General features: G+C 71.9%; 14 protein-coding genes. 9 read left to right on the forward strand and 5 right to left on the reverse strand.

Annotated elements, in window-relative coordinates; all coding sequences use genetic code 11:
* The first annotated feature begins 53 nt into the window (after positions 1-53).
* On the forward strand, positions 54-2933 hold the full coding sequence (locus AB0H82_RS11875) for a peroxidase family protein (protein ID WP_362991431.1): 2880 nt from the start codon (positions 54-56) through the stop codon (positions 2931-2933).
* The gene (locus AB0H82_RS11880) at positions 2920-4299 is read left to right on the forward strand and encodes a hypothetical protein (protein ID WP_362991433.1); all 1380 of its coding nucleotides are present in this window, start codon (positions 2920-2922) and stop codon (positions 4297-4299) included. Before AB0H82_RS11875 ends, AB0H82_RS11880 begins: the two co-directional genes overlap by 14 nt.
* Positions 4300-4347: 48 nt before the next feature.
* Here the strand turns inward: AB0H82_RS11880 and AB0H82_RS11885 are convergent, their stop codons facing one another.
* Positions 4348-5910: an acetolactate synthase large subunit gene (locus AB0H82_RS11885; RefSeq protein ID WP_362991435.1), complete on the reverse strand. Its 1563-nt coding sequence runs from the start codon at positions 5908-5910 to the stop codon at positions 4348-4350.
* A 46-nt stretch (positions 5911-5956) separates the two neighbouring features.
* Positions 5957-7000 (reverse strand): helix-turn-helix domain-containing protein, encoded by a 1044-nt coding sequence (locus tag AB0H82_RS11890; RefSeq protein ID WP_362991437.1) that lies wholly within the window; start codon positions 6998-7000, stop codon positions 5957-5959.
* Between the two features lie 52 nt (positions 7001-7052).
* On the opposite strand from AB0H82_RS11890, the gene AB0H82_RS11895 reads away from it, so the two are divergent.
* From AB0H82_RS11895 to AB0H82_RS11915, 5 genes are all read left to right on the forward strand, one after another.
* Positions 7053-7511 (forward strand): cupin domain-containing protein, encoded by a 459-nt coding sequence (locus tag AB0H82_RS11895; protein WP_362991439.1) that lies wholly within the window; start codon positions 7053-7055, stop codon positions 7509-7511.
* A gap of 208 nt (positions 7512-7719) precedes the next feature.
* A complete protein-coding gene (gene kdpF / locus AB0H82_RS11900; protein ID WP_033264828.1) occupies positions 7720-7809 on the forward strand; it encodes a K(+)-transporting ATPase subunit F in 90 nt (29 codons plus the stop codon).
* Positions 7810-7817: 8 nt separating this feature from the next.
* Positions 7818-9482, forward strand: a complete 1665-nt coding sequence (gene kdpA, locus AB0H82_RS11905) for a potassium-transporting ATPase subunit KdpA (RefSeq protein ID WP_362991441.1) — start codon at positions 7818-7820, stop codon at positions 9480-9482.
* On the forward strand, positions 9479-11632 hold the full coding sequence (kdpB, locus tag AB0H82_RS11910) for a potassium-transporting ATPase subunit KdpB (protein ID WP_362991443.1): 2154 nt from the start codon (positions 9479-9481) through the stop codon (positions 11630-11632). The genes kdpA and kdpB overlap by 4 nt, the downstream gene beginning before the upstream one ends.
* A gap of 7 nt (positions 11633-11639) precedes the next feature.
* Positions 11640-12308 (forward strand): potassium-transporting ATPase subunit C, encoded by a 669-nt coding sequence (locus tag AB0H82_RS11915; RefSeq protein ID WP_362991445.1) that lies wholly within the window; start codon positions 11640-11642, stop codon positions 12306-12308.
* A gap of 36 nt (positions 12309-12344) precedes the next feature.
* Here the strand turns inward: AB0H82_RS11915 and AB0H82_RS11920 are convergent, their stop codons facing one another.
* On the reverse strand, positions 12345-12704 hold the full coding sequence (locus AB0H82_RS11920; RefSeq protein WP_362991447.1) for a hypothetical protein: 360 nt from the start codon (positions 12702-12704) through the stop codon (positions 12345-12347).
* A 136-nt stretch (positions 12705-12840) separates the two neighbouring features.
* Between AB0H82_RS11920 and AB0H82_RS11925 the strand changes: the two genes are divergently transcribed.
* Positions 12841-13887: a glucokinase gene (locus AB0H82_RS11925; protein ID WP_362991449.1), complete on the forward strand. Its 1047-nt coding sequence runs from the start codon at positions 12841-12843 to the stop codon at positions 13885-13887.
* 17 nt (positions 13888-13904) lie between these two features.
* Here AB0H82_RS11925 and AB0H82_RS11930 read toward each other — a convergent pair whose 3' ends face one another.
* Positions 13905-15350 (reverse strand): glucose-6-phosphate dehydrogenase, encoded by a 1446-nt coding sequence (locus tag AB0H82_RS11930; RefSeq protein ID WP_362991451.1) that lies wholly within the window; start codon positions 15348-15350, stop codon positions 13905-13907.
* A 125-nt stretch (positions 15351-15475) separates the two neighbouring features.
* Here AB0H82_RS11930 and AB0H82_RS11935 point away from each other — a divergent pair, with 125 nt between their 5' ends.
* Complete coding sequence (locus AB0H82_RS11935) at positions 15476-17836, forward strand: tetratricopeptide repeat protein (protein ID WP_362991453.1); 2361 nt, start codon at positions 15476-15478, stop codon at positions 17834-17836.
* Positions 17837-17875: 39 nt separating this feature from the next.
* Here AB0H82_RS11935 and AB0H82_RS11940 read toward each other — a convergent pair whose 3' ends face one another.
* Positions 17876-19348 (reverse strand): trehalose-6-phosphate synthase, encoded by a 1473-nt coding sequence (locus AB0H82_RS11940; protein ID WP_362991455.1) that lies wholly within the window; start codon positions 19346-19348, stop codon positions 17876-17878.
* Between the last annotated feature and the right edge of the window lie 2 nt (positions 19349-19350).

The raw sequence follows: 19350 nt of genomic DNA on the forward strand, positions 1-19350 counted from the left end.
ACGCAGTACCGCCACCAGCCGTGCGAAGGAACGTGCGAAGGAAGAGGCGCCCGATGGCCGACACCGGACAGCACCAGCAGAGTTACGAGCGCTACCTGGGCGGCAGCCCGGAGGCCGAACGCCGGATCTTCGAGCGACTGGCCAAGGAACTGATGAAGGTCCAGGAGAAGAACCGGCGCGCGGCCCGGGCGGCGGACATCGGGCGCGTCCAGCACGAGAAGGCCGCGCTCGGCGTGGAGAACGCCCGCCTGCGCTTCCACGACGACCTGCCCGACGCGCTGCGCTGCGGCTTCGCCCGGCCCGGCGCCGAGTACCCGGCGACCGTACGGCTCTCCAACGCGGGCGGCACCCGGCAGGCCGACGGCGCCCCCGACCTGCGCGGCGCCGCCGTGCGCGTGGCCGTCTCCACCGAGGAGCACCACGACCTGCTCGCCACCAACCACCCGGTCTCGCACGCCCGCGACGCCCGCGAGTTCGTCGCCTTCGCCAAGGCCATGGCGGGCGCGACGACCCGGCTGCGCAAAGCCGTCGCGCTCTTCGTCGAACTCCCGCTCACCGTCGGCCCCGCCACCGCCACCCGGATGCGCCGCAACATCCAGGCCGCCACCCGCCGTACCGTGCACAGCCTCGCCGCCGAGACGTACTGGAGCCGCAGCGCCATCCTGTGGGGCGAGGCGGGCCCGGTCCGCTACCTGCTGCGCCCCGCGGGCGGCGCGGCCACCGCCAAGTCCGACCCCGAGCGCCGCGACCCGCAGTACCTGCGCCGCGACCTGGAGACCCGGCTCGCCCGGCAGGACGTCACCTTCGAACTGTGCCTGCAGCGGTACGTCGACGAGCGCCGCACCCCCGTCGAGGACGGCTCGGTGGAGTGGCTTGAGTCCGTCGCCCCCGCCGTGCCCGTGGCCACGCTCACCATCCCCAGCCAGGACCTCGACACCGCCGAGGCGCGCGCCGCGGGCGGCCGCGTGGAGGTGATGGGCTTCAACCCCTGGTTCAGCACGGAGGACTTCCGCCCGCTCGGCAACCTCAACCGGGCCCGCAGGACGGCGTACGAGGCGAGCGCCGCCCACCGGCACGGCCTGCGCTTCGTCACCGAGGAGCCGCTGCGCAACAAGGTGGTCGGCGTGCCCGTCGACGCGGCCCTGCGGCTGCTCAACCGCTATGTCCCGTGGCACAAGCTGCCGGTGCAGGCCGGCCTGCTCAACCTCGTCTTCCTCCGCAAGGCGCTGCGCCGCTTCAACCTCATCGACACCGACGTGCACGAGGCGCCGCCGAAGACCATGCCCGTGCCTGCCCCGGTCGACGAGCAGCTGCGCACCGTCCGCTCCTACGACGGGACGTACAACGACCTGTCCCGGCCGGCCATGGGAGCCGTGGGCGCCCCCTTCGGACGCAACCTCAAGCCCGTCTACCGGCCCGACCTCTTCGACGTCCCCAACCCGGTCACCGTCAGCCGCGAGCTGCTGCACCGCGACACGTTCCTGCCCGCGACCTCGCTGAACGTCCTCGCCGCCGCCTGGATCCAGTTCCAGGTCCACGACTGGGTCAACCACCGCCGCCACAAGCCCGGCGGCAAGTCCGTCGAGGTGCCGCTGCCGCCCGGCACCACCTGGTACAACACGCCGGGCGGGCCCGCCGAGCGCGTGATGCGCTTCGCCGACAACGAAGGCGTCGAACTCCCCGGCGACCAACCGCCGATCCTCTTCGCCAACACCGCGTCGCACTGGTGGGACGGCTCCGAGGTGTACGGCGAGAACGAACACACCGCAAGGTTCCTGCGCGAGCCCGACGGCGGCGCCGAACTCCGCCTGGAGGAGGGCCACCTGCCCATCGGCCCGAACGGCATCCCGCTGACCGGCTTCGCCGAGAGCTGGTGGATGGGCCTCAGCGCCATGCACACCCTCTTCGCCCGCGAGCACAACGCGGTCTGCGAAGCGCTGCGGCAGGCCTACCCGTCGATGAGCCAGGAGAGCGTCTACCACACCGCTCGCCTCGTCGTCTCCGCCCTCATCGCCAAGATCCACACCGTGGAATGGACCCCGGCGATCCTCGCCACCGAGGCCATCGACATCGGTCTGCGCACCAACTGGGAGGGCCCGCCCAGCAGTTGGCTCAACAAGCTCGGCCTGTGGCTGTTCGAGTCGCACTCGCTGACGGGCATACCCAAGACGCTGCCGGACCACCACAGCGCGCCGTACTCCCTGACGGAGGACTTCGTCACCGTCTACCGCATGCACCCGCTGATCCCCGACGACTTCGAGATGCGCGAGCACCACTTCGGGCAGCGCCTGGAGACCCTGTCGTTCAACGACATCCAGGGCGCCGCCGCCGAGGCCGCCATCCGCAAGACGGGCCTCGCCGACACTCTGTACTCCTTCGGCATCTCACACCCGGGCGCCATCACCCTGCACAACTTCCCGCGCGCGCTCCAGCACTTCGAGCGCGACGGCGAGATCATCGACCTGTCCGTCGTCGACCTCGTCCGCACCCGCAGGCGCGGCGTGCCCCGCTACAACGACTTCCGCGAGGGGCTGCACAAGCAGCGCATCCGCCGCTTCGAGGACCTGTCGCAGGACCCCGGGACCGTCGCCCGCCTCAAGGACGTCTACCGCTCCGTCGACGACATCGACACCGTCGTCGGCCTGTTCGCGGAGAACCCGCCGCACGGCTTCGGCTTCAGCGACACGGCCTTCCGCGTCTTCATCCTGATGGCCACCCGGCGGCTGCAGAGCGACCGCTTCCTCACCGTCGACTTCCGCCCCGAGATCTACACGCCGCTCGGCATCGACTGGGTGCAGAAGGGCGGCATGAACTCCGTCCTGCTGCGGCACTGCCCGGAGCTCGCGGGCCTGCTGCCGCGCGGGGCCAGCGCGTTCGCACCGTGGCGCCAGGTGCAGCCGGTCAGTGACGGTGGCGGGCGTGCGGACGGCTGACGGCGGCCCCGGCCACCCGGGCCTCGCGGACCTGTTCGCGCGGCCCCTCGTGGAGACGGTCTGGCGCCGCCGCACCCACCGGGTGAGCCGCGGCGCCGCCGTCCCCGCGGGCTCGATGAGCTACCGGTCGCCGCACGAGCCGCGGCCCCTCTCCGAACTGGAGGAGGCCGTGCTGATCGCGCTCACCGGCTGCACCGGCCTCACCATGCCGGACCGGCCCTTCGACGACCCGCGCGACGGCAAGCCCATCATGGCCAAGCCCAACATGACCATGGCGGGCCGCACCGCGGGCAGCCCCGACAACGCGCAGGGCACGCACTTCTTCCTGATCAACGACTCGGGCACGTACTTCCTGCGCCGACTGGACCCCGCCCCCGACACCCCCCTCGACGCGACGAGCCTGGTCGAGCGGGCCCGGCAGGCGAAGGTCCGCGTCCTCGACCACCGCCTCGACGTCGCCGAGGACCGGCGCGACTTCCCGGCCTACCTGGACTCGAACCGCTTCCTGTCCAACCTCCCCGGCACGACCGTCCTCTTCCCGGTGGTGGACCTCTCCCACCAGTACATCAACGCCCTGATGTACCTGCTCACCCAGCCGGACGACGTCCGCCCCACGCTGGTCGACGACCGCAACTTCTACCGGCCGGCGGGCGTCAAGAAGTGGGTCAGGAACGGCTTCCTCAACGGCGACATCAAGCTGCCGCTGGGCGCCCTCGGCCCGCTGCGCACCCAGATAGAGGCGGACCTGCTCCTGCAGAACCTGATGCTGAGCGCCGAGGCGATGGGTCTCGGCGCCTGGATCCACGCCTCCATCAATCCGCAGATAGCGCTCGGCGACCCGAAGTTCTCCCGCGCGTACGGCAGGATGCTCGGCTTCACCTTCGTCACCCCGCGCTGGCGCCTGCCCGACCTGTGGCGCTGGCACGTCCCGCTCCCCAAGTACGCGAACCTCCGCTCCCACCCGGTCGGCCTCACCGCACCCGACGGCGAACGCCTGATCGAGGCGGCGTGCCCGCCCGCGCACCGCACGATGACGGCGGCGGTCGACGCGGTGATCCGCGCCAAGTTCGGCCCCGGCGGCACCTACGGCGACAAGGACGTCTTCGCCCGCATCTACAAGGAGGAGTACGGGCTGCGGTACCTGGCGGAGGCGAGCGAGTACGAGGAGCGGGTGATCGAGTGCGCGCGGGACATCTGCGAGTACATCCTGCGCACCCACCGCCGCTTTCCCGCGCACACGGACGCGATCCACGTCCCCGGGGTGTGGCTCCAGGTCCACCACGTGGAGACGGAGTACTACGACAAGTACTTCACCGCGGGCCTCACGGACGCGCACCGCCGCCACGAAGGGCTGTGGGACACCTGACACAGCCGACACACCCGACACACCCGCCACGGGACAGCGGGGCCGGAGTCACGCCAGCGCCGGCACCACGCAGTCGATCAGGAACGGACCCGGCTCCGCCAGACCCCGCTTGAGCAGCGCGGCGAACTCCTCGGCCGTGGTGGCCCGTTCCGCGGGCACCCCCATCCCGCGCGCCAGCGCGGTGAAGTCCAGGGACGGACCGGAGAGGTCGAGGAGCCGGCGCGCCCGCGTCTCGCCCGTGGCCGCTCCCACCGTCCCCAGCTCCAGATTGAGGATCGCGTACGACCGGTTGTCGAAGACCACGGTCGTGACGTCGAGTCCTTCCCGCGCCTGCGTCCACAGCGCCTGCGGCGTGTACATCGACGCGCCGTCCCCGACCAGCGCGAGCACGGGCCGGTCGGGACAGGCAATACTCGCGCCCACCGCGAGCGGCAGCCCCTGCCCCATCGAGCCACCGGTCAGCGTCAGCCAGTCGTGCGGCGGGGCACCGGCGGTCGCACCGGGCAGCCACAGCCCCGACGTGTTGGCCTCGTCGACGACGACGGCACCCTCCGGCAGCAGCGCCCCGATCACGGCGGCCGCCGACTCGGCGGTCAGCTCACCGCTGGGCAGCGCCGGCCTGACCACCTCCTCCCGTACGCGGCCCACGCCGGGCCCGACCACTTCGGCGAGCCCTTCGAGCGCCGCCGTCACGTCCTCCGCACCGGCCGTGAGCCTGTGCACGGCGCATCCCTCCGGCACCAGCGCCCCGCTCTGCCCCGGATAGGCGAAGAAGGCCACCGGCGACGCGGCACCGGCCAGCACGAGGTGCCGCAGGCCCGTCAGTTGGCCGAGCGCGCCCGACGCGAAGTAGCCGAGCCGCTCGACGGCGGGCCGTCCCGCGCCCCGCTCCAGACGGGCCGGAAACGTCTCGCACAGCAGCTTCGCCCCCGTCGCCGCGGCGATCCGCCCCGCGGCCGCCAGCCCGGCGCCGCGCACGGCCGCCCCGCCGAGCAGCAGGGCGACGTCCGCACCGGACCGCAGCGCCTCGGCGGCGCCCGTCACGGCGTCCACGGACACCAGGCCGCGCCGCGCCGGGGCGGGCCGCACGGACGCGGACGGTTCGCCCGCCTCCGACCAGGACACGTCGGCGGGCACGACCAGCGTCGCGACGGCGCCGGGCGGACCGGTCGCCGCGGCGACGGCGGCCGCGACGTCACCGGCGAGCTCGGTGGCGTAGTACGTGCGGCGCGTCCAGGCCGAGACGGTGCCGGCCAGCGCCCCGATGTCGGACTCCAGGGGCGCGTCGAGCCGCTTGTGGTGCAGGGCGTGGTCGCCGACGACGTTGACGACGGGCGTCGCGGCCCGCCGCGCGTTGTGCAGGTTGGGCAGGCCCCCCGCGAGGCCGGGCCCGAGGTGCAGCAGCGTGCACGCGGGGCGGCCCGTCAGCCGCCCGTACCCGTCGGCGGCGCCCGTGGCCACGCCCTCGAAGAGGCACAGCACGGGCCGCAGGTCGGGCGTCTCGTCGAGCGTGGCCACGAAGTGCATCTCGGAGGTGCCCGGGTTGGCGAAGCAGACGCGGACACCCGCGTCCACAAGGCCGTTGATCAGGATCTGCGCTCCGTTCGGCATGGCGGTCCGCCTCTGCTGGGGTGGCGAGGGTGGGACAGGCCAGTCTTCACGGGGTGCGGGCCGTGGCGGCAGCCGGGATCCGGCCAGCCGCCGCGGGCGTGCCGGGGCCGAACCTGCGCCGGTAGTCGGACGGACTGAGCCCCGTCCCGCGGCGCAGCCGGGCCCGCAGGTTGGCCGGGGTGCCCAGCCCGCTGCGGTGCGCGACCACGTCCAGACGCTCCTCGCCGCGCTCGATGAGTCGGCAGGCCAGAGCCACGCGCTCGCCGGTCAGCCAGGCCAGCGGAGTGGTGCCCAGCTGGGCCCGGAAGCGCCGGTGCAGGGTCGCGGTGCTGACCCCCGCGCGGGCCGCGAGCCCCGCCACGGTGAGGGGGTCGCCGAGCCGCTCCTGCGCCCAGGCGAGCACCGGTGCGAGGGACTCGTCCCGCACTTCTGGAACGGGCCGTTCCACGAACTGCCGCTGCCCGCCGTCCCGGTGGGCAGCGAAGACGAGTCGCCTGCTCACGGAGTTGGCGACCTCGGCGCCGAAGTCCCTGCGGACGATGTGCAGACCCAGGTCGATGGCGGCCGCGCTGCCCGCCGCGGTGAGGATGTCGCCGTCGTCCACGAACAGCACGTCGGGTTCGAGCTGGACGGCCGGAAACCGCTCACGGAAGGAGTCGGCCCACTGCCAGTGGGTGGACGCCCGGCGCCCGTCGAGGATGCCCGACTCGGCGAGCGCGAAGGCGCCGGTGCAGAAGCTCATGATCCGGGCGCCGCGCGCGTGGGTCCGCCGGATCGCGGCGAGCACGTCCGGGGCGCGCGGCACGGTGGTGTCGGGCCGCCCCGGCATGATCAGCGTGTCCGCGGCGTCCACGGCGTCGAGTCCGGGCACGCCGGTGAGGGTGAAGAACCCGTGGTTCATGCGGACGCCCGGCCTCGGGGTGCACAGGACGATCTCGTACAGGGGTCCCGGCAGGCCGAGTTCGGGCCGCGGCAGCCCGAACACCTCCGTGGCGACGCCGACTTCGAAGGGGTTGGTGCCCTCGTCGACGACGACCACGACGCGGTGCGGAGGCCGCCCGGAGCGCGGCTGCGAGGATTCTTGCGGCATGTGCGATTTCTAGCACTCGTGGCAGCGGCACGCCACGGCGCAAGATCACCCCATGACCTCCGAACCCACTGCTGCGACCACCGAACCCCCTGCTGCGAGCGGCGAACCCATCGCCCTCGACCAGGCCTTCGCCTCCTTCGACGCCCTCTGGAGCCCCCGCATCGTCACCTCCGTCAACGACTACGACGTACGCGTGGCCAAGGTCGAGGGCGAACACGTCTGGCACGTCCACGACGACACCGACGAGTTCTTCCTGGTGCTCGGCGGCGAGCTCCACATCGACCTGCGCGAACCGGCGGGGGAGCGCAGGGTCACGCTCCCGCAGGGCTCCGTCTTCACGGTCCCGCGCGGCACCGAACACCGCCCGTACGCCCCCCAGGGCGCCCGCATCCTCCTCTTCGAACCCACCGGCACCCTGACGGTCGGCGACCGCCACGACGAGATCCCGGACCACGTCGACGCGACGACGGGCCACGCCCTGGTGCGCCCCGCCGAGCTGAGCGGTCCGTAAGAGAGCCGTCAAGACGGCTGAAAGCGCCGTATGGAGGGTGTCAACGAAGGTCGTGGACGGCGGGAAAGGGGGTTACCTCTAACCGTCCGAGCAAGCACTGCACCGTCCACGTCCTTCAGGAGCTCACGATGGCCGACCTGGCCTTCGTCGTCACCACGATCGCGGTCTTCGCGCTGGTGGCCCTCGTCGCCAAGGGGGTGACCAAGCTGTGACCGCCGAGAACATCGTCGGCCTCGTCGTGGCCGTCGCTCTCCTGGGCTATCTCGTCCTCGCCCTCGTCTTTCCGGAGAGGTTCTGAGTACGGATATGAGCCCCGCCCTCGCCGGTGTGCTCCAGCTGCTCGCCCTGATAGCGGCGCTCGCGCTGGCACACCGCCCGCTCGGTGACTACATGGCCCGCGTCTACGGCTCGAAGAAGCACCTTCGCGCCGAGAAGTGGATCTACAAGGCCATTGGTGCCGATCCCGACACGGAGATGCGCTGGCCCGCCTACCTGCGCGGTGTCCTCGCCTTCTCCGCGGCCGGTGTCCTCTTCCTCTACCTGCTGCAGCGGCTCCAGGGCTCGCTGCCCGGCTCGCTCGGCTTCAAGTCCATCGACCCGGACCAGGCGTTCAACACCGCCGCGTCGTTCGTGGCGAACACCAACTGGCAGTCGTACTCCGGCGAACAGGCCATGGGCCACGTCGTGCAGACCGGCGGCCTGGCGGTGCAGAACTTCGTCTCGGCGGCGGTGGGCATCGCGGTCGCGATCGCCCTGGTACGCGGTTTCGCCCGCTCCCGCACCGGCGAGCTGGGCAACTTCTGGGCCGACCTGGTGCGCGGCACCGTCCGCGTCCTCCTCCCCATCTCCGTCATCGGCGCGCTCGTCCTGGTCGCCTGCGGCGCCCTCCAGAACTTCTCCGGCATCCACGAGGTCGGCCAGTTCATCGGGGGGACGCAGGAGTGGAACGGCGGCGCGGTCGCCTCGCAGGAGGTCATCAAGGAGCTGGGCACGAACGGCGGCGGCTACTTCAACGCCAACTCCGCGCACCCCTTCGAGAACCCCAACGGGCTGTCCAACCTCTTCGAGATCTTCCTGATCCTGCTCATCCCGTTCGCGCTGACGCGGACCTTCGGCAGGATGGTCGGCTCGCTCCGGCAGGGCTACGCGGTCCTCGCCACCATGGCCACGATCTGGATCGGCTTCACCGCGCTGATGATGTGGACCGAGTTCCACCACGGCGCGCCGGCCTACGACCTGGCCGGCGGGGCGATGGAGGGCAAGGAGACCCGGTTCGGGATCGGCGGCTCGTCGATCTTCGCGGTGGCCACCACACTCACCTCCACCGGCGCGGTGAACTCCTTCCACTCCTCCTTCACCGGCTTCGGCGGCGGCATCCAGATGCTCGGCATGCAGCTGGGCGAGATCGCGCCCGGCGGCACGGGATCGGGCCTCTACGGCATGCTCATCATGGCGATGATCGCCGTGTTCATCGCGGGCCTGATGGTCGGACGCACCCCGGAGTACCTGGGCAAGAAGATCGGCACCCGCGAGATCAAGCTGGCGGCCTGCTACATCCTCATCACCCCCGCGCTCGTCCTCGGCTTCACGGCCGTCGCGATGGCCCTGGACACCCCGGCCGACTCGATGACCAACACCGGCGCGCACGGCTTCTCCGAGATCCTGTACGCCTACACCTCCGGAGCCAACAACAACGGCTCGGCCTTCGCCGGCCTGGGCGCCGACACGCAGTGGTTCAACACCACGATCGGCCTCGCGATGCTGCTCGGCCGCTTCCTGCCGATGGTGTTCGTCCTCGCGCTCGCCGGCTCGCTCGCCGAGCAGCAGCCGGTCCCCGCGACCGCGGGCACCCTGCGTACCGAGAAGCCGCTCTTCACCGGCCTGCTGGTCGGCACCATCATGATCATCACCGGTCTCACCTATTTCCCCGCGCTCGCGCTGGGACCGCTTGCCGAGGGGCTGGCGTCATGAGCACTCACACCACACAGCACGACAAGGACGACCGGGGTGCGGGGGCGGTCGCCACCGCGGAACGCGCCCCCCACCACGACGTCCCCACCGGCCACACGTCCGCCGACGCCGGCAAGGTCGGCGCGGGCCTCTTCGACCCCGCCCAGCTCATCAAGTCGCTGCCGGACGCCTTCCGCAAGCTCGATCCGCGGGTGATGGTCAAGTCGCCGGTGATGTTCGTGGTCCTGGTCGGTTCGGTGGTCACCACCGTCCTTGCGATCAAGGATCCGGGGGACTGGTTCGGCTGGGCGATCACCGCCTGGCTCTGGCTGACCACGGTCTTCGCCAACCTCGCGGAGGCCGTCGCCGAGGGCCGCGGCAAGGCGCAGGCCGACACCCTGCGCAAGGCCAAGACCGACACCGTGGCACGCCGCCTGGCCGGCGGCGTCGAGGAGGCGGTGCCCGGCACCGAGCTGCGCATCGGTGACCTGGTGGTGTGCGAGGCGGGCGACATCATTCCCGGCGACGGGGATGTCGTGGAGGGCGTGGCCTCCGTCGACGAGTCCGCTATCACCGGTGAGTCGGCGCCGGTGATCCGCGAGTCCGGAGGTGACCGGTCCGCGGTCACGGGCGGTACGAAGGTCCTCTCCGACCGCGTCGTCATCAAGATCACGACGAAGCCCGGTGAGACGTTCATCGACCGCATGATCAACCTGGTCGAGGGCGCGGCCCGCCAGAAGACGCCCAACGAGATCGCCCTGAACATCCTCCTGGCCTCGCTGACGATTGTCTTCCTGCTGGCCGTCGTCTCGCTGAAGCCCTTCGCGATCTACGCCGGGGCCGACGACCAGACCTCGATGATCGTGCTGGCGGCACTGCTGGTCTGCCTGATCCCCACCACCATCGGTGCGCTGCTGTCCGCGATCGGCATCGCGGGCATGGACCGCCTGGTGCAGCGCAACGTCCTGGCCATGTCGGGCCGGGCGGTCGAGGCCGCGGGTGATGTGTCGACGCTGCTGCTGGACAAGACCGGCACCATCACCCTGGGCAACCGGCAGGCCGCCGAGTTCGTGCCGGTGCGCGGCACCACCGAGGCGGAGGTCGCCGATGCGGCCCAGCTCTCCTCGCTGGCCGACGAGACGCCCGAGGGCCGCTCCATCGTCGTGCTGGCCAAGGAGAAGTACGGTCTGCGCGAACGCCACCAGGGCGAGCTGACCGGCGCCCAGTGGGTGCCGTTCACCGCGCAGACCCGCATGTCGGGCGTGGACGTGGACGGGCGCAAGGTCCGCAAGGGCGCGACCGGTTCGGTCGTCGCCTGGGTCGAGGAACGTGGTGGCGAGGTCGCCGAGGATGCGCAGGAACTCAACGACCGCATTTCACAAGCTGGTGGCACGCCGCTGCTGGTGGCTGTGGAAGACGCTGACGGCGCCCGGGTCCTCGGGGTGATCCACCTCAAGGACGTCGTCAAGGAAGGCATGCGCGAGCGCTTCGACGAACTGCGCCGCATGGGCATCAAGACCGTCATGATCACCGGCGACAACCCGCTCACCGCCAAGGCCATCGCGGACGAGGCGGGCGTGGACGACTTCCTGGCCGAGGCCACGCCCGAGGACAAGATGGCGCTGATCAAACGCGAACAGGCCGGCGGCAAGCTGGTCGCGATGACCGGCGACGGCACCAACGACGCCCCCGCGCTGGCCCAGGCCGACGTCGGTGTGGCCATGAACACCGGCACCTCGGCAGCCAAGGAGGCCGGGAACATGGTGGACCTGGACTCCAACCCGACGAAGCTCATCGAGATCGTCGAGATCGGCAAGCAACTCCTCATCACGCGGGGTGCGTTGACGACCTTCTCGATCGCCAACGACGTCGCGAAGTACTTCGCGATCATCCCGGCCATGTTCGCGGTGGCGTACCCGAGCCTCGACAAGCTCAACATCATGAACCTGGCCTCGCCGGAGTCCGCGATCCTCTCCGCGGTCGTCTTCAACGCGCTGATCATCGTCGCGCTCGTGCCGCTGGCCCTGAAGGGCGTGCGCTACCGGCCGATGAGCGCGGACCGCATGCTGCGCCGCAACCTCGGCGTCTACGGCCTGGGCGGGCTCGTCGCCCCGTTCATCGGCATCAAGATCATCGACATGCTCCTCTCCCTCATCCCCGGCATTGGGTGACACGGCCATGAACAACTCCGTCACAAACACCGCCCGGCTGCTCGGCGCGGGACTGCGCGCCCTGCTGGTCCTGACCGTGCTCTGCGGCGTCCTCTACCCGCTCGCGGTCACCGGCGCCGCCCAGGTCCTCTTCCACGACCAGGCCAACGGCTCCGAGGTCAAGGCGGACGGCGAGGTCGTCGGCTCCGAACTCATCGGACAGCGCTACGACCTGCCGCTGAAGAAGGGCCAGGAGACAGCGTCGCCGGACCTCAAGTGGTTCCAGCCCCGCCCCTCCAACGGCCTGGGCGAGAACACCGTCAACACCCAGTACAAACTGCTGCTGTCCGGTGCCACCAACCTCTCCGGCGACAACAAGGACCTCATCCGACAGGTGAAGGACGCCAAGGCGGCCGTCATCAAGGACAACTCCACCGCGGACCACCGGGTCAAGCCCTCCGACGTGCCCGCCGACGCCGTCACCTCCTCCGGCTCCGGCCTCGACCCGCACATCTCCCCGGCCTACGCCGACCTCCAGGTCCACCGCGTCGCCGCGAAGAACCACCTGGACGTCCGGCAGGTCCAGAAGCTGGTCGACGCGCACACCGACGGGCGGACCCTTGGCTTCATCGGCGAGCCCCGCGTCAACGTCCTGAAGCTCAACATCGCCCTGAAGGACCTGACGGGCACGTCCTGAGGAGGCCGCGACCGCCCGGCCCGCCCGCCCGGGCAGTCAGGGGGCCGGGTCCGAGTCGCGCAGTACCGTTCGGATGAATTCCTCGGCCCCCGAGATCTGCTGCGCGTCGATCTCCACCTCCTTGCCGTCGGGGTGCCGGACGACGATGGAGAGGTCCGCGCGGCGCTGCTTGATCCAGAGCTGCGCGGACGCGACCAGCGCGGCGACCGTACCGCTGCTGACCGCGGTGAGGACGAGCTCCGTCAGGGCCCCCATCTGCCCGGGCCCGGGAGCCGCGCTCCGCAGCCGGACGCGCCCCCGCAGCTCGTCCTCCCGCTGCAGCCAGGCGTGCAGCTCCCGGATCAGCGTCGTGTCGGACCCCGCCGGGCCGCCCGTCACCTCGATCTGTACCGACATCACCGCATCACCGCATCACCGAAATCCGTTCCCGCGCCCGCGCCCGCGCACGGACGTCTCGTCATACTGTGCCCCACGACAACTCGGTTTGGCCGTACGTCAATTGGCCCGGCCCGGACTCCGAAGTGGTGATGCAGTGCGTACAGCGGTGGCCGCGTTCGACGTGGGAGGCACCCATACCCGGCTGCGCGGCGGACGGACCGAAGATCCGGCACCTGTGGAAGCGAAGGTGCGGACCGCCGACCATCCGTCGCTGGAGGAGCTCCTGATCGCCTGTCTGCGCCGGGCGGACCTGCGGCCGACGCACATGGTGCTCGCGGTCGCGGGCCGCGTCCCGGCGCACGGCACCGTGCGGCTGACGAACCTCCCCGCCTGGCCGCCGTTCGACAGCGCGGGGTTCGCGGAGCGGCACGGCGTCCGGCTGCGCGTCGTGAACGACATGACGGCCACCGCGCACGGCATGGCGGACCTCGGCCCCGACGAGGTGCGCCCGCTCACCCGACACGATGCCCTCACCCGCCACGAGCCGGCCGCCGGTGGGGGCGAGCTCCTCGCCGTCTCCGTGGGCAGCGGAGTCGGCAGCGCCCTCCTGGACGCGCACGGCGTGGTCCATACCTCCGAGTCGGGACACGTCACCTGGCAGCCGGAGAACGACTTCGAGGCCGGATACCTCGCAGGCCTCAGGGCGGAGTTCGACGGGGCCGTCACCGTCGAGGAGTCCATCGGGGGACTCCGCGGCTTCGACCGGATGTACGACTACGTGCGCCGCGGTACGCCGCCCGGTCCCGGGCTCGACGAGCGGGTGACCGGGGCGCGCCGGGCCGGGGCCGCCGTCGCGCCCGTCATCACCTCGGCGGCGCTCGCCGGAGACGCCTGCGGCATCGAGGTCATCAGGCTGTTCGCCGCTCTCTTCGGCCAGTACCTGCGCGGCGTGGCCCTGGTGTGCCTGCCCGCCGGCGGCGTCGTCACCCTGACGAGCGGGGTGCTGCAGGCCCCCGGAGTGGCGGAACTCCTCCGTACGGAGACGGAGTTCCTGCACCGCTTCATCAGCCCGGGCGCCTGCCACCACGACCTGCTCGCGGAGATCCCGGTGCGGCTCGCCCTCGACCCGCTGGTGGGCGTACGGGGCGCCTACCGCATGGCGGTCCGGGACGCGGGGACAGAGCCCGGACCCACCGCCTGACGGGCGACGACGGCCCGTCACGGGAGAGGCACGCACCAGCCCCCGCCACCCGGCAGGTCGGCCGCCTTCCGCGGCCCCCACGAACCCGGCGGATACTCCAGCGGCGCCTCCCGCACCTCCAGGGCGGGCGCCACGACACGCCACGACTCCTCCACGGTGCGCATCGACACGAACCTCCCCGTCCTGCCCTGGAGGGCGTCCGACAGCAGATGCGTGTACGCCTCCCACGCGCCCCCGGAGGCGTCCGCGGCCGGCACGTCCGCCAGGTCGAGGGGGAGATCGACCGGCACCGGACCGGGATCCGCCCCCGGCCCACGGGCGTTGAGCGTCAGCACGGCCCCGCCGTGACCACCGATCCGGAACCGGACGCGGGCCGGCCCGGGCTCCCGCCGGGCGAACCAGAGCCGGTGCTCGGTGGGCACGAAGTCGACCACCACCTCGATCGCCGTGGAGGCGAGACCCTTGCCGGAGCGCAGCAGGAACGGAACCCCGCGCCACCGCTCGGCGTCGATGTCGAGCCGCAGCGCCGCGAAGGTCTCCACCGTCGAATCCGCGGCCACCCCCGCCTCCGCCCGGTACCCCGCGTACTGCCCGCGGACCAGGTGCCCGGGAGCCACCGGACGCACCCCGGCGAGCGCGTCCGCGATCCGCTCGCGGAAGGCCTCCGCGGTGCCGTCGGCCGGGCGCTCCATCGCCACCATTCCGACGAGCTGCAGCAGATGGCTCTGCACCACGTCGCGGACCGCCCCGATCCCCTCGTACAGCGCTCCCCGGCCGTCCACACCCCTGACCTCGCAATGCGTGATCTGCACCCGGGAAATGGTTCTCCGGTCCCAGACCGACTCCAGAAAGGGATTGCAGAAACGAAAAGCCAGCAGATTCTCGACGGCCTCCTTCCCGAGATAGTGATCGATTCTCAGGACGGAGCCGGCGGAGAAAACCTTGAGCAAGGAGGCGTTGAGCCGCCGGGCAGAATCCAGATCATTGCCGAAGGGCTTCTCCACGAGCACGGCGCCCTGCGGCAGGCGCACCGCCCCCATCGTCGAGATCGTCGCGATGGCCCGCGGCGGCGGAACGCCCAGGAAGTACACGGGACGGACCGCGGAGCGCAGCGCCCCGGCCACCTCCTCCAGCGTGCCGCGCCGCGTCGTGTCGCCCTCGACGAAGCACGTCCTGGCGAGCAGCCGCCGCAGCACCGTGCCGTCCGGCGGCCCGCACATGTCGTGCACGGCCGCGGCGACGAACTTCTCGAAGCCGGCCCGGCCGGGTCCGGGCAGTCCGACGGCGACGACCGGAGGCACGCGCCGCTCCGACGACTCCGAGGGTCCCGACAGCTCCGACAGCTCCGACAGCTCCGACAGCTCCGACAGCGACAAGCGGTAGAGCGCGGGCCACAATTTCCGGCGCGCCAGATCTCCGGTCGCGCCGAAAAGGACCAGGGCATCTGCTGATGCGTTCGGCACGCACCCTCCTCAAGGAGAACCGGACGCCGCGAGAATACCCGGGCCGCCTGTCCCGGACACGTCTCGCATCATTGTGCAAGACGTATAATCCGCCCAACTCGCCTCGACTCCACGGGGGTGGATCTGTGTCAGCAGGGGAGATCCGAGGACCGGCCGCGGGCACGCCCGCGCGCGACGCTCCCAGGACCGGTTCGCAGACCAGCTGGGAGGGGCTCCGCAGGCTGCTCGACGAACGCGCCGACAGGCTGCGCGGCCCGCAGGGCCCGCAGGCCGGGAACCGACTCCACCCCGCGGCTGGCTCGTTCGGGTCGGTCGGCTCGTTCGGCTCGGTCGACGAGCTGTCCCGGGCCGTCACGGACGACCCGGAGTTCGGCCGCAGGATCATCGAGCGCCTGCTGCGGTTCCAGTCGCCCGAAGCGCGGACGACGGACCGGCCGCCGCTCCCCGTGCCCCACCAACTCCCGCTGGACCGCCCGGGGTTCGTCGGCCGCGAGGGTGAGCTCGCCGAGCTCGACCTGCTCCTCGGGGAGCCGCGGCAGGAGGGCCCGGACACCGCGGTGATCTCCTCCGTCGGGGGAGCCCCCGGCGTCGGGAAGACCGCGCTGATGGTGCACTGGGCGCACCGTTCCCGCGACGCGTTCCCCGACGGCCAGCTGTACGTCAACCTCCGCGGCCACGGCCCGGGCACCCCCCTCGAACCCGCGGAGGTCCTCGCCGACTTCCTGCACGCGCTCGACGTGCCGTCCCCCAAGGTGCCGCAGGAACTCGAACCCCGCGCGGCCCTGTTCCGCACCCTCCTGCACGAGCGCAAGATGCTGGTCCTCCTGGACAACGCCCGCAACACGGCACAGGTGTTCCCCCTGCTGCCGGGCAGCTCCACCTGCGTGGTGATCGTGACCAGCCGCAACCGCCTCCAGGGCCTGGTCGGGAGCTACGGCGCGCGCAGCATCCGCCTCGACACCCTCAGCGAGCGGGAGTCCGTCGAGCTCCTGACAGGGATCGTCGGTGGCGACCGCGTGCTGCAGGAGCGCGGCGCGGTCGAGGAACTCGCGGCCGGCTGCGGCCATCTGCCGCTGGCCCTCAGCATCGTGGGCGAACGCGTCGCGGCGTATCCGCAGTGGCCCATCGCCGACCTCCTGGAGGGCCTCGGGGACGAGCGCCACCGGCTCGACACCTTCGGCGCGGCCGTCGAGGACACCGGCGACGAGCAGCGCGAGGTGCGCGTCGCCTTCTCCTGGTCGTACCGCGCGCTGGGCGCCGGCAGCGCGCGCTGCTTCCGCATCCTCGGGCTGCACCCCACGGGCGAGTTCAGCCTGCTCGCCGCCGCCGCCGCGACCGGCGACTCCAGGATGCGCACCAACCTGTATCTGCGGGGCCTGATCGACTGCCACCTGCTCGAACAGGTCGCGCCCGACCGGTTCCGCTTCCACGACCTCATCCACGACTACGCCGCCGAGCGGGCGTACGAGGAGGAGTCCGCGGAGTCCAGACAGGAGTCCGTCAGACGCTGTCTGCTCTGGTACCTGCACACGGCGGACGCGGCGAACAGACAGCTCATGCCCCACCGGCGCAGGATCGACCTCGACGAACTGCCCGACCGGTGCGAGCCGCTCCGCTTCGCCGACGGCGCGGAGGCGCTGGCATGGTGCGACACCGAGCGGACGCATCTCATCGCGCTGGTCAGGCAGGCGGTGCAGTACGAGCAGGACGCGACCGCCTGGCAACTGCCCGTCGTCCTGTGGAGCTTCTTCAACGTCCGCAAGCTCCTGAGCGACTGGATCGTCACCCACGAACTGGGCCTCCGGGGTGCGCGGCGCTCCGGCTGCCGCAGGGGAGAGGCCTGGACACTGAACAGCCTCGGCAACGCCTACCGCGGCACACAGGAGTTCGAGAAGGCCGTCGAGGTCTGGGAGGAGGCCCTGTCCATCCGCCGACAGATCGGCGACAAGTACGGCGAAGGCACCTCCCTCAACAACCTGGCGGGCGCCCTCCGGCGGATGAACCGCATCGAGGACTCGATCCGCTGCTCCAACAAAGCACTGGCCATCCACCGGGAGATCAAGGACCGCTGGAACGAGGGCATCGACCTCAACAGCCTCGGCACCGCCCACCGCGACCTCGGCCGCATCGATGAGGCGATCAGCTGCTGGCTCCGCGCCCTCGGCATCCAGCGCGAGATCAAGGACCTCTTCGGCCAGGGCACCTCGCTCAACCACCTCGGCGAGGCCCACCGGACAGCCGGACGCGACGAGGAGGCCGTGGCGGCCTTCGACGAGGCGCTGCGCATCAGGCGGTCCTTCGGCGACGAGCCGGGAGCCGCGACGACCGCGCTCAACCTGGGCGCGACGACGGCCGCGATGGGGCGGCTCAAGGAAGCCGCCGTCTACTACACCCTCGCCCTGGAGGACCTGGAGCGGCTCGGCGACCCGCGCGCGGACGCGGTGCACGAAGCCCTCCGCGAACTGGTCGACCGGACGGCGACATAGCGGGCGGCACGACCGGCTGACACGACAGGCCGAGCAGCCCTACGGCTCCGTGCCGTCGCGGACCGCCACGAGATCCGCGAGCTGCGCCCGCAGCCAGCCCTCGGGCGAGGTCGCGAGGAGCGGCGCGCGCATCCGGTGCGACCTGCCGGCCCGCTCGTGCGGCGGCATCGCGAGCGCCCGCCGGAGCGCCGACGCGGTCTCGCGCACGTCGCGCGGGTCGTGCACGACGACGGCCCCCGCGCGCAGCCGCTCGGCGCTCCCGGTCAGCGCCGACAGGACGACCGCTCCGTCCCGCCGGTTCACCAGCACCCCTTCCTGGGCGACCAGATTCATCCCGTCGTGCACCGAGTTGACGAGCAGGACGTCGTACTCCCGCAGCGCCGCCATGGCCCGCACCCGGTCCTCCTCCCAGTACACGGTCAGGACCCCGGGGTGGTCCCGCTGGATGCCGGCGACGGCGTCCCGCACCCGGGCCGCGTACCACGCGTACTCCGGCACCCCGGCCCGTGAAGGCGTCAGACAGGCCACGAACCTGACCCGGCGCCGCAGCTCCGGATGGTCGGCGAGCAGCAGCGCGAAGGCCTCGAAGCCCCGCAGCACGTTCTTCGCCGGGTCCAGCCGGTCCACGCGCACCAGCAGCCGCGCCCCCTGCCGCAGCCGGCGGAAGGTGCCGGACCACCGGTCGGCGTCCCGGGTGCCGAAGACACCGGACAGGTACTCCTGGTCGGGCGGGGCCGGATAGCGGCGGACCAGCGTCCGCCGGCAGCCGTGCCGGACGACCCCCGCCCGGCGGTCGACCTCGTGACCGGCCTCCTCGCTGAGCCGCAGGAAGGAGTCCGCCCACCGTTCGCTCTGGAAGCCGAGGACGTCCGCCGCGAGCATGCCGCGCAGGAGCAGCCCCCGCACCACCCGGGGCAGCACCGCGAGAGCGGCCGGGGCCGCGAACGCCGCGTGCATGAAGAAACCCACCGTCTGCGTCGGCAGCCGGGCCCGCAGGAACCCGGGCGCGGTGCCGAACTGGTAGTCCTGGAAGCAGACGACGGTACGGGGATGACAGCGGGCCGCGGCCGCGGCGGCGACGGCCCGGTTCACCTTCTGGTACGACCGCAGGGCCGCGCCGTCACGGAACACCCCGGGGCCGGGGTCGCGCGGCAGGTCGTCCCACAGATCGTGCAGCGCGTACCAGAGCCCCCGTACACCCGCGTCCTCGTAGTACCGCCGGTAGTCCTCGGCCCGGCACGGCACCGGCCGGAAGCCGTAACCGAGCCCCAGCCCGTCGAACCGCCCCTCCCGCACCGCCCGGCGGTCCTCCTCGCTCGTCGAAGGAGCCAGCCAGCACACTTCCTCGCGCAGAGCGCGCGCGGACCTGTCGAGCAGCGACGTCACGCTGCCCGAACGCCGCTCAGGGACGGGACCGGACGGCGTGGACCGGAACGTCACAGGGCCCCGGTCGGAGACGAGGACCACATCGGCCGTACGCACATCGGGCGCCCGCGCGGGCCCGTGGGCCACCG

The organism is Streptomyces sp. NPDC050732 (assembly GCF_040654255.1).
GTDB lineage: Bacteria > Actinomycetota > Actinomycetes > Streptomycetales > Streptomycetaceae > Streptomyces.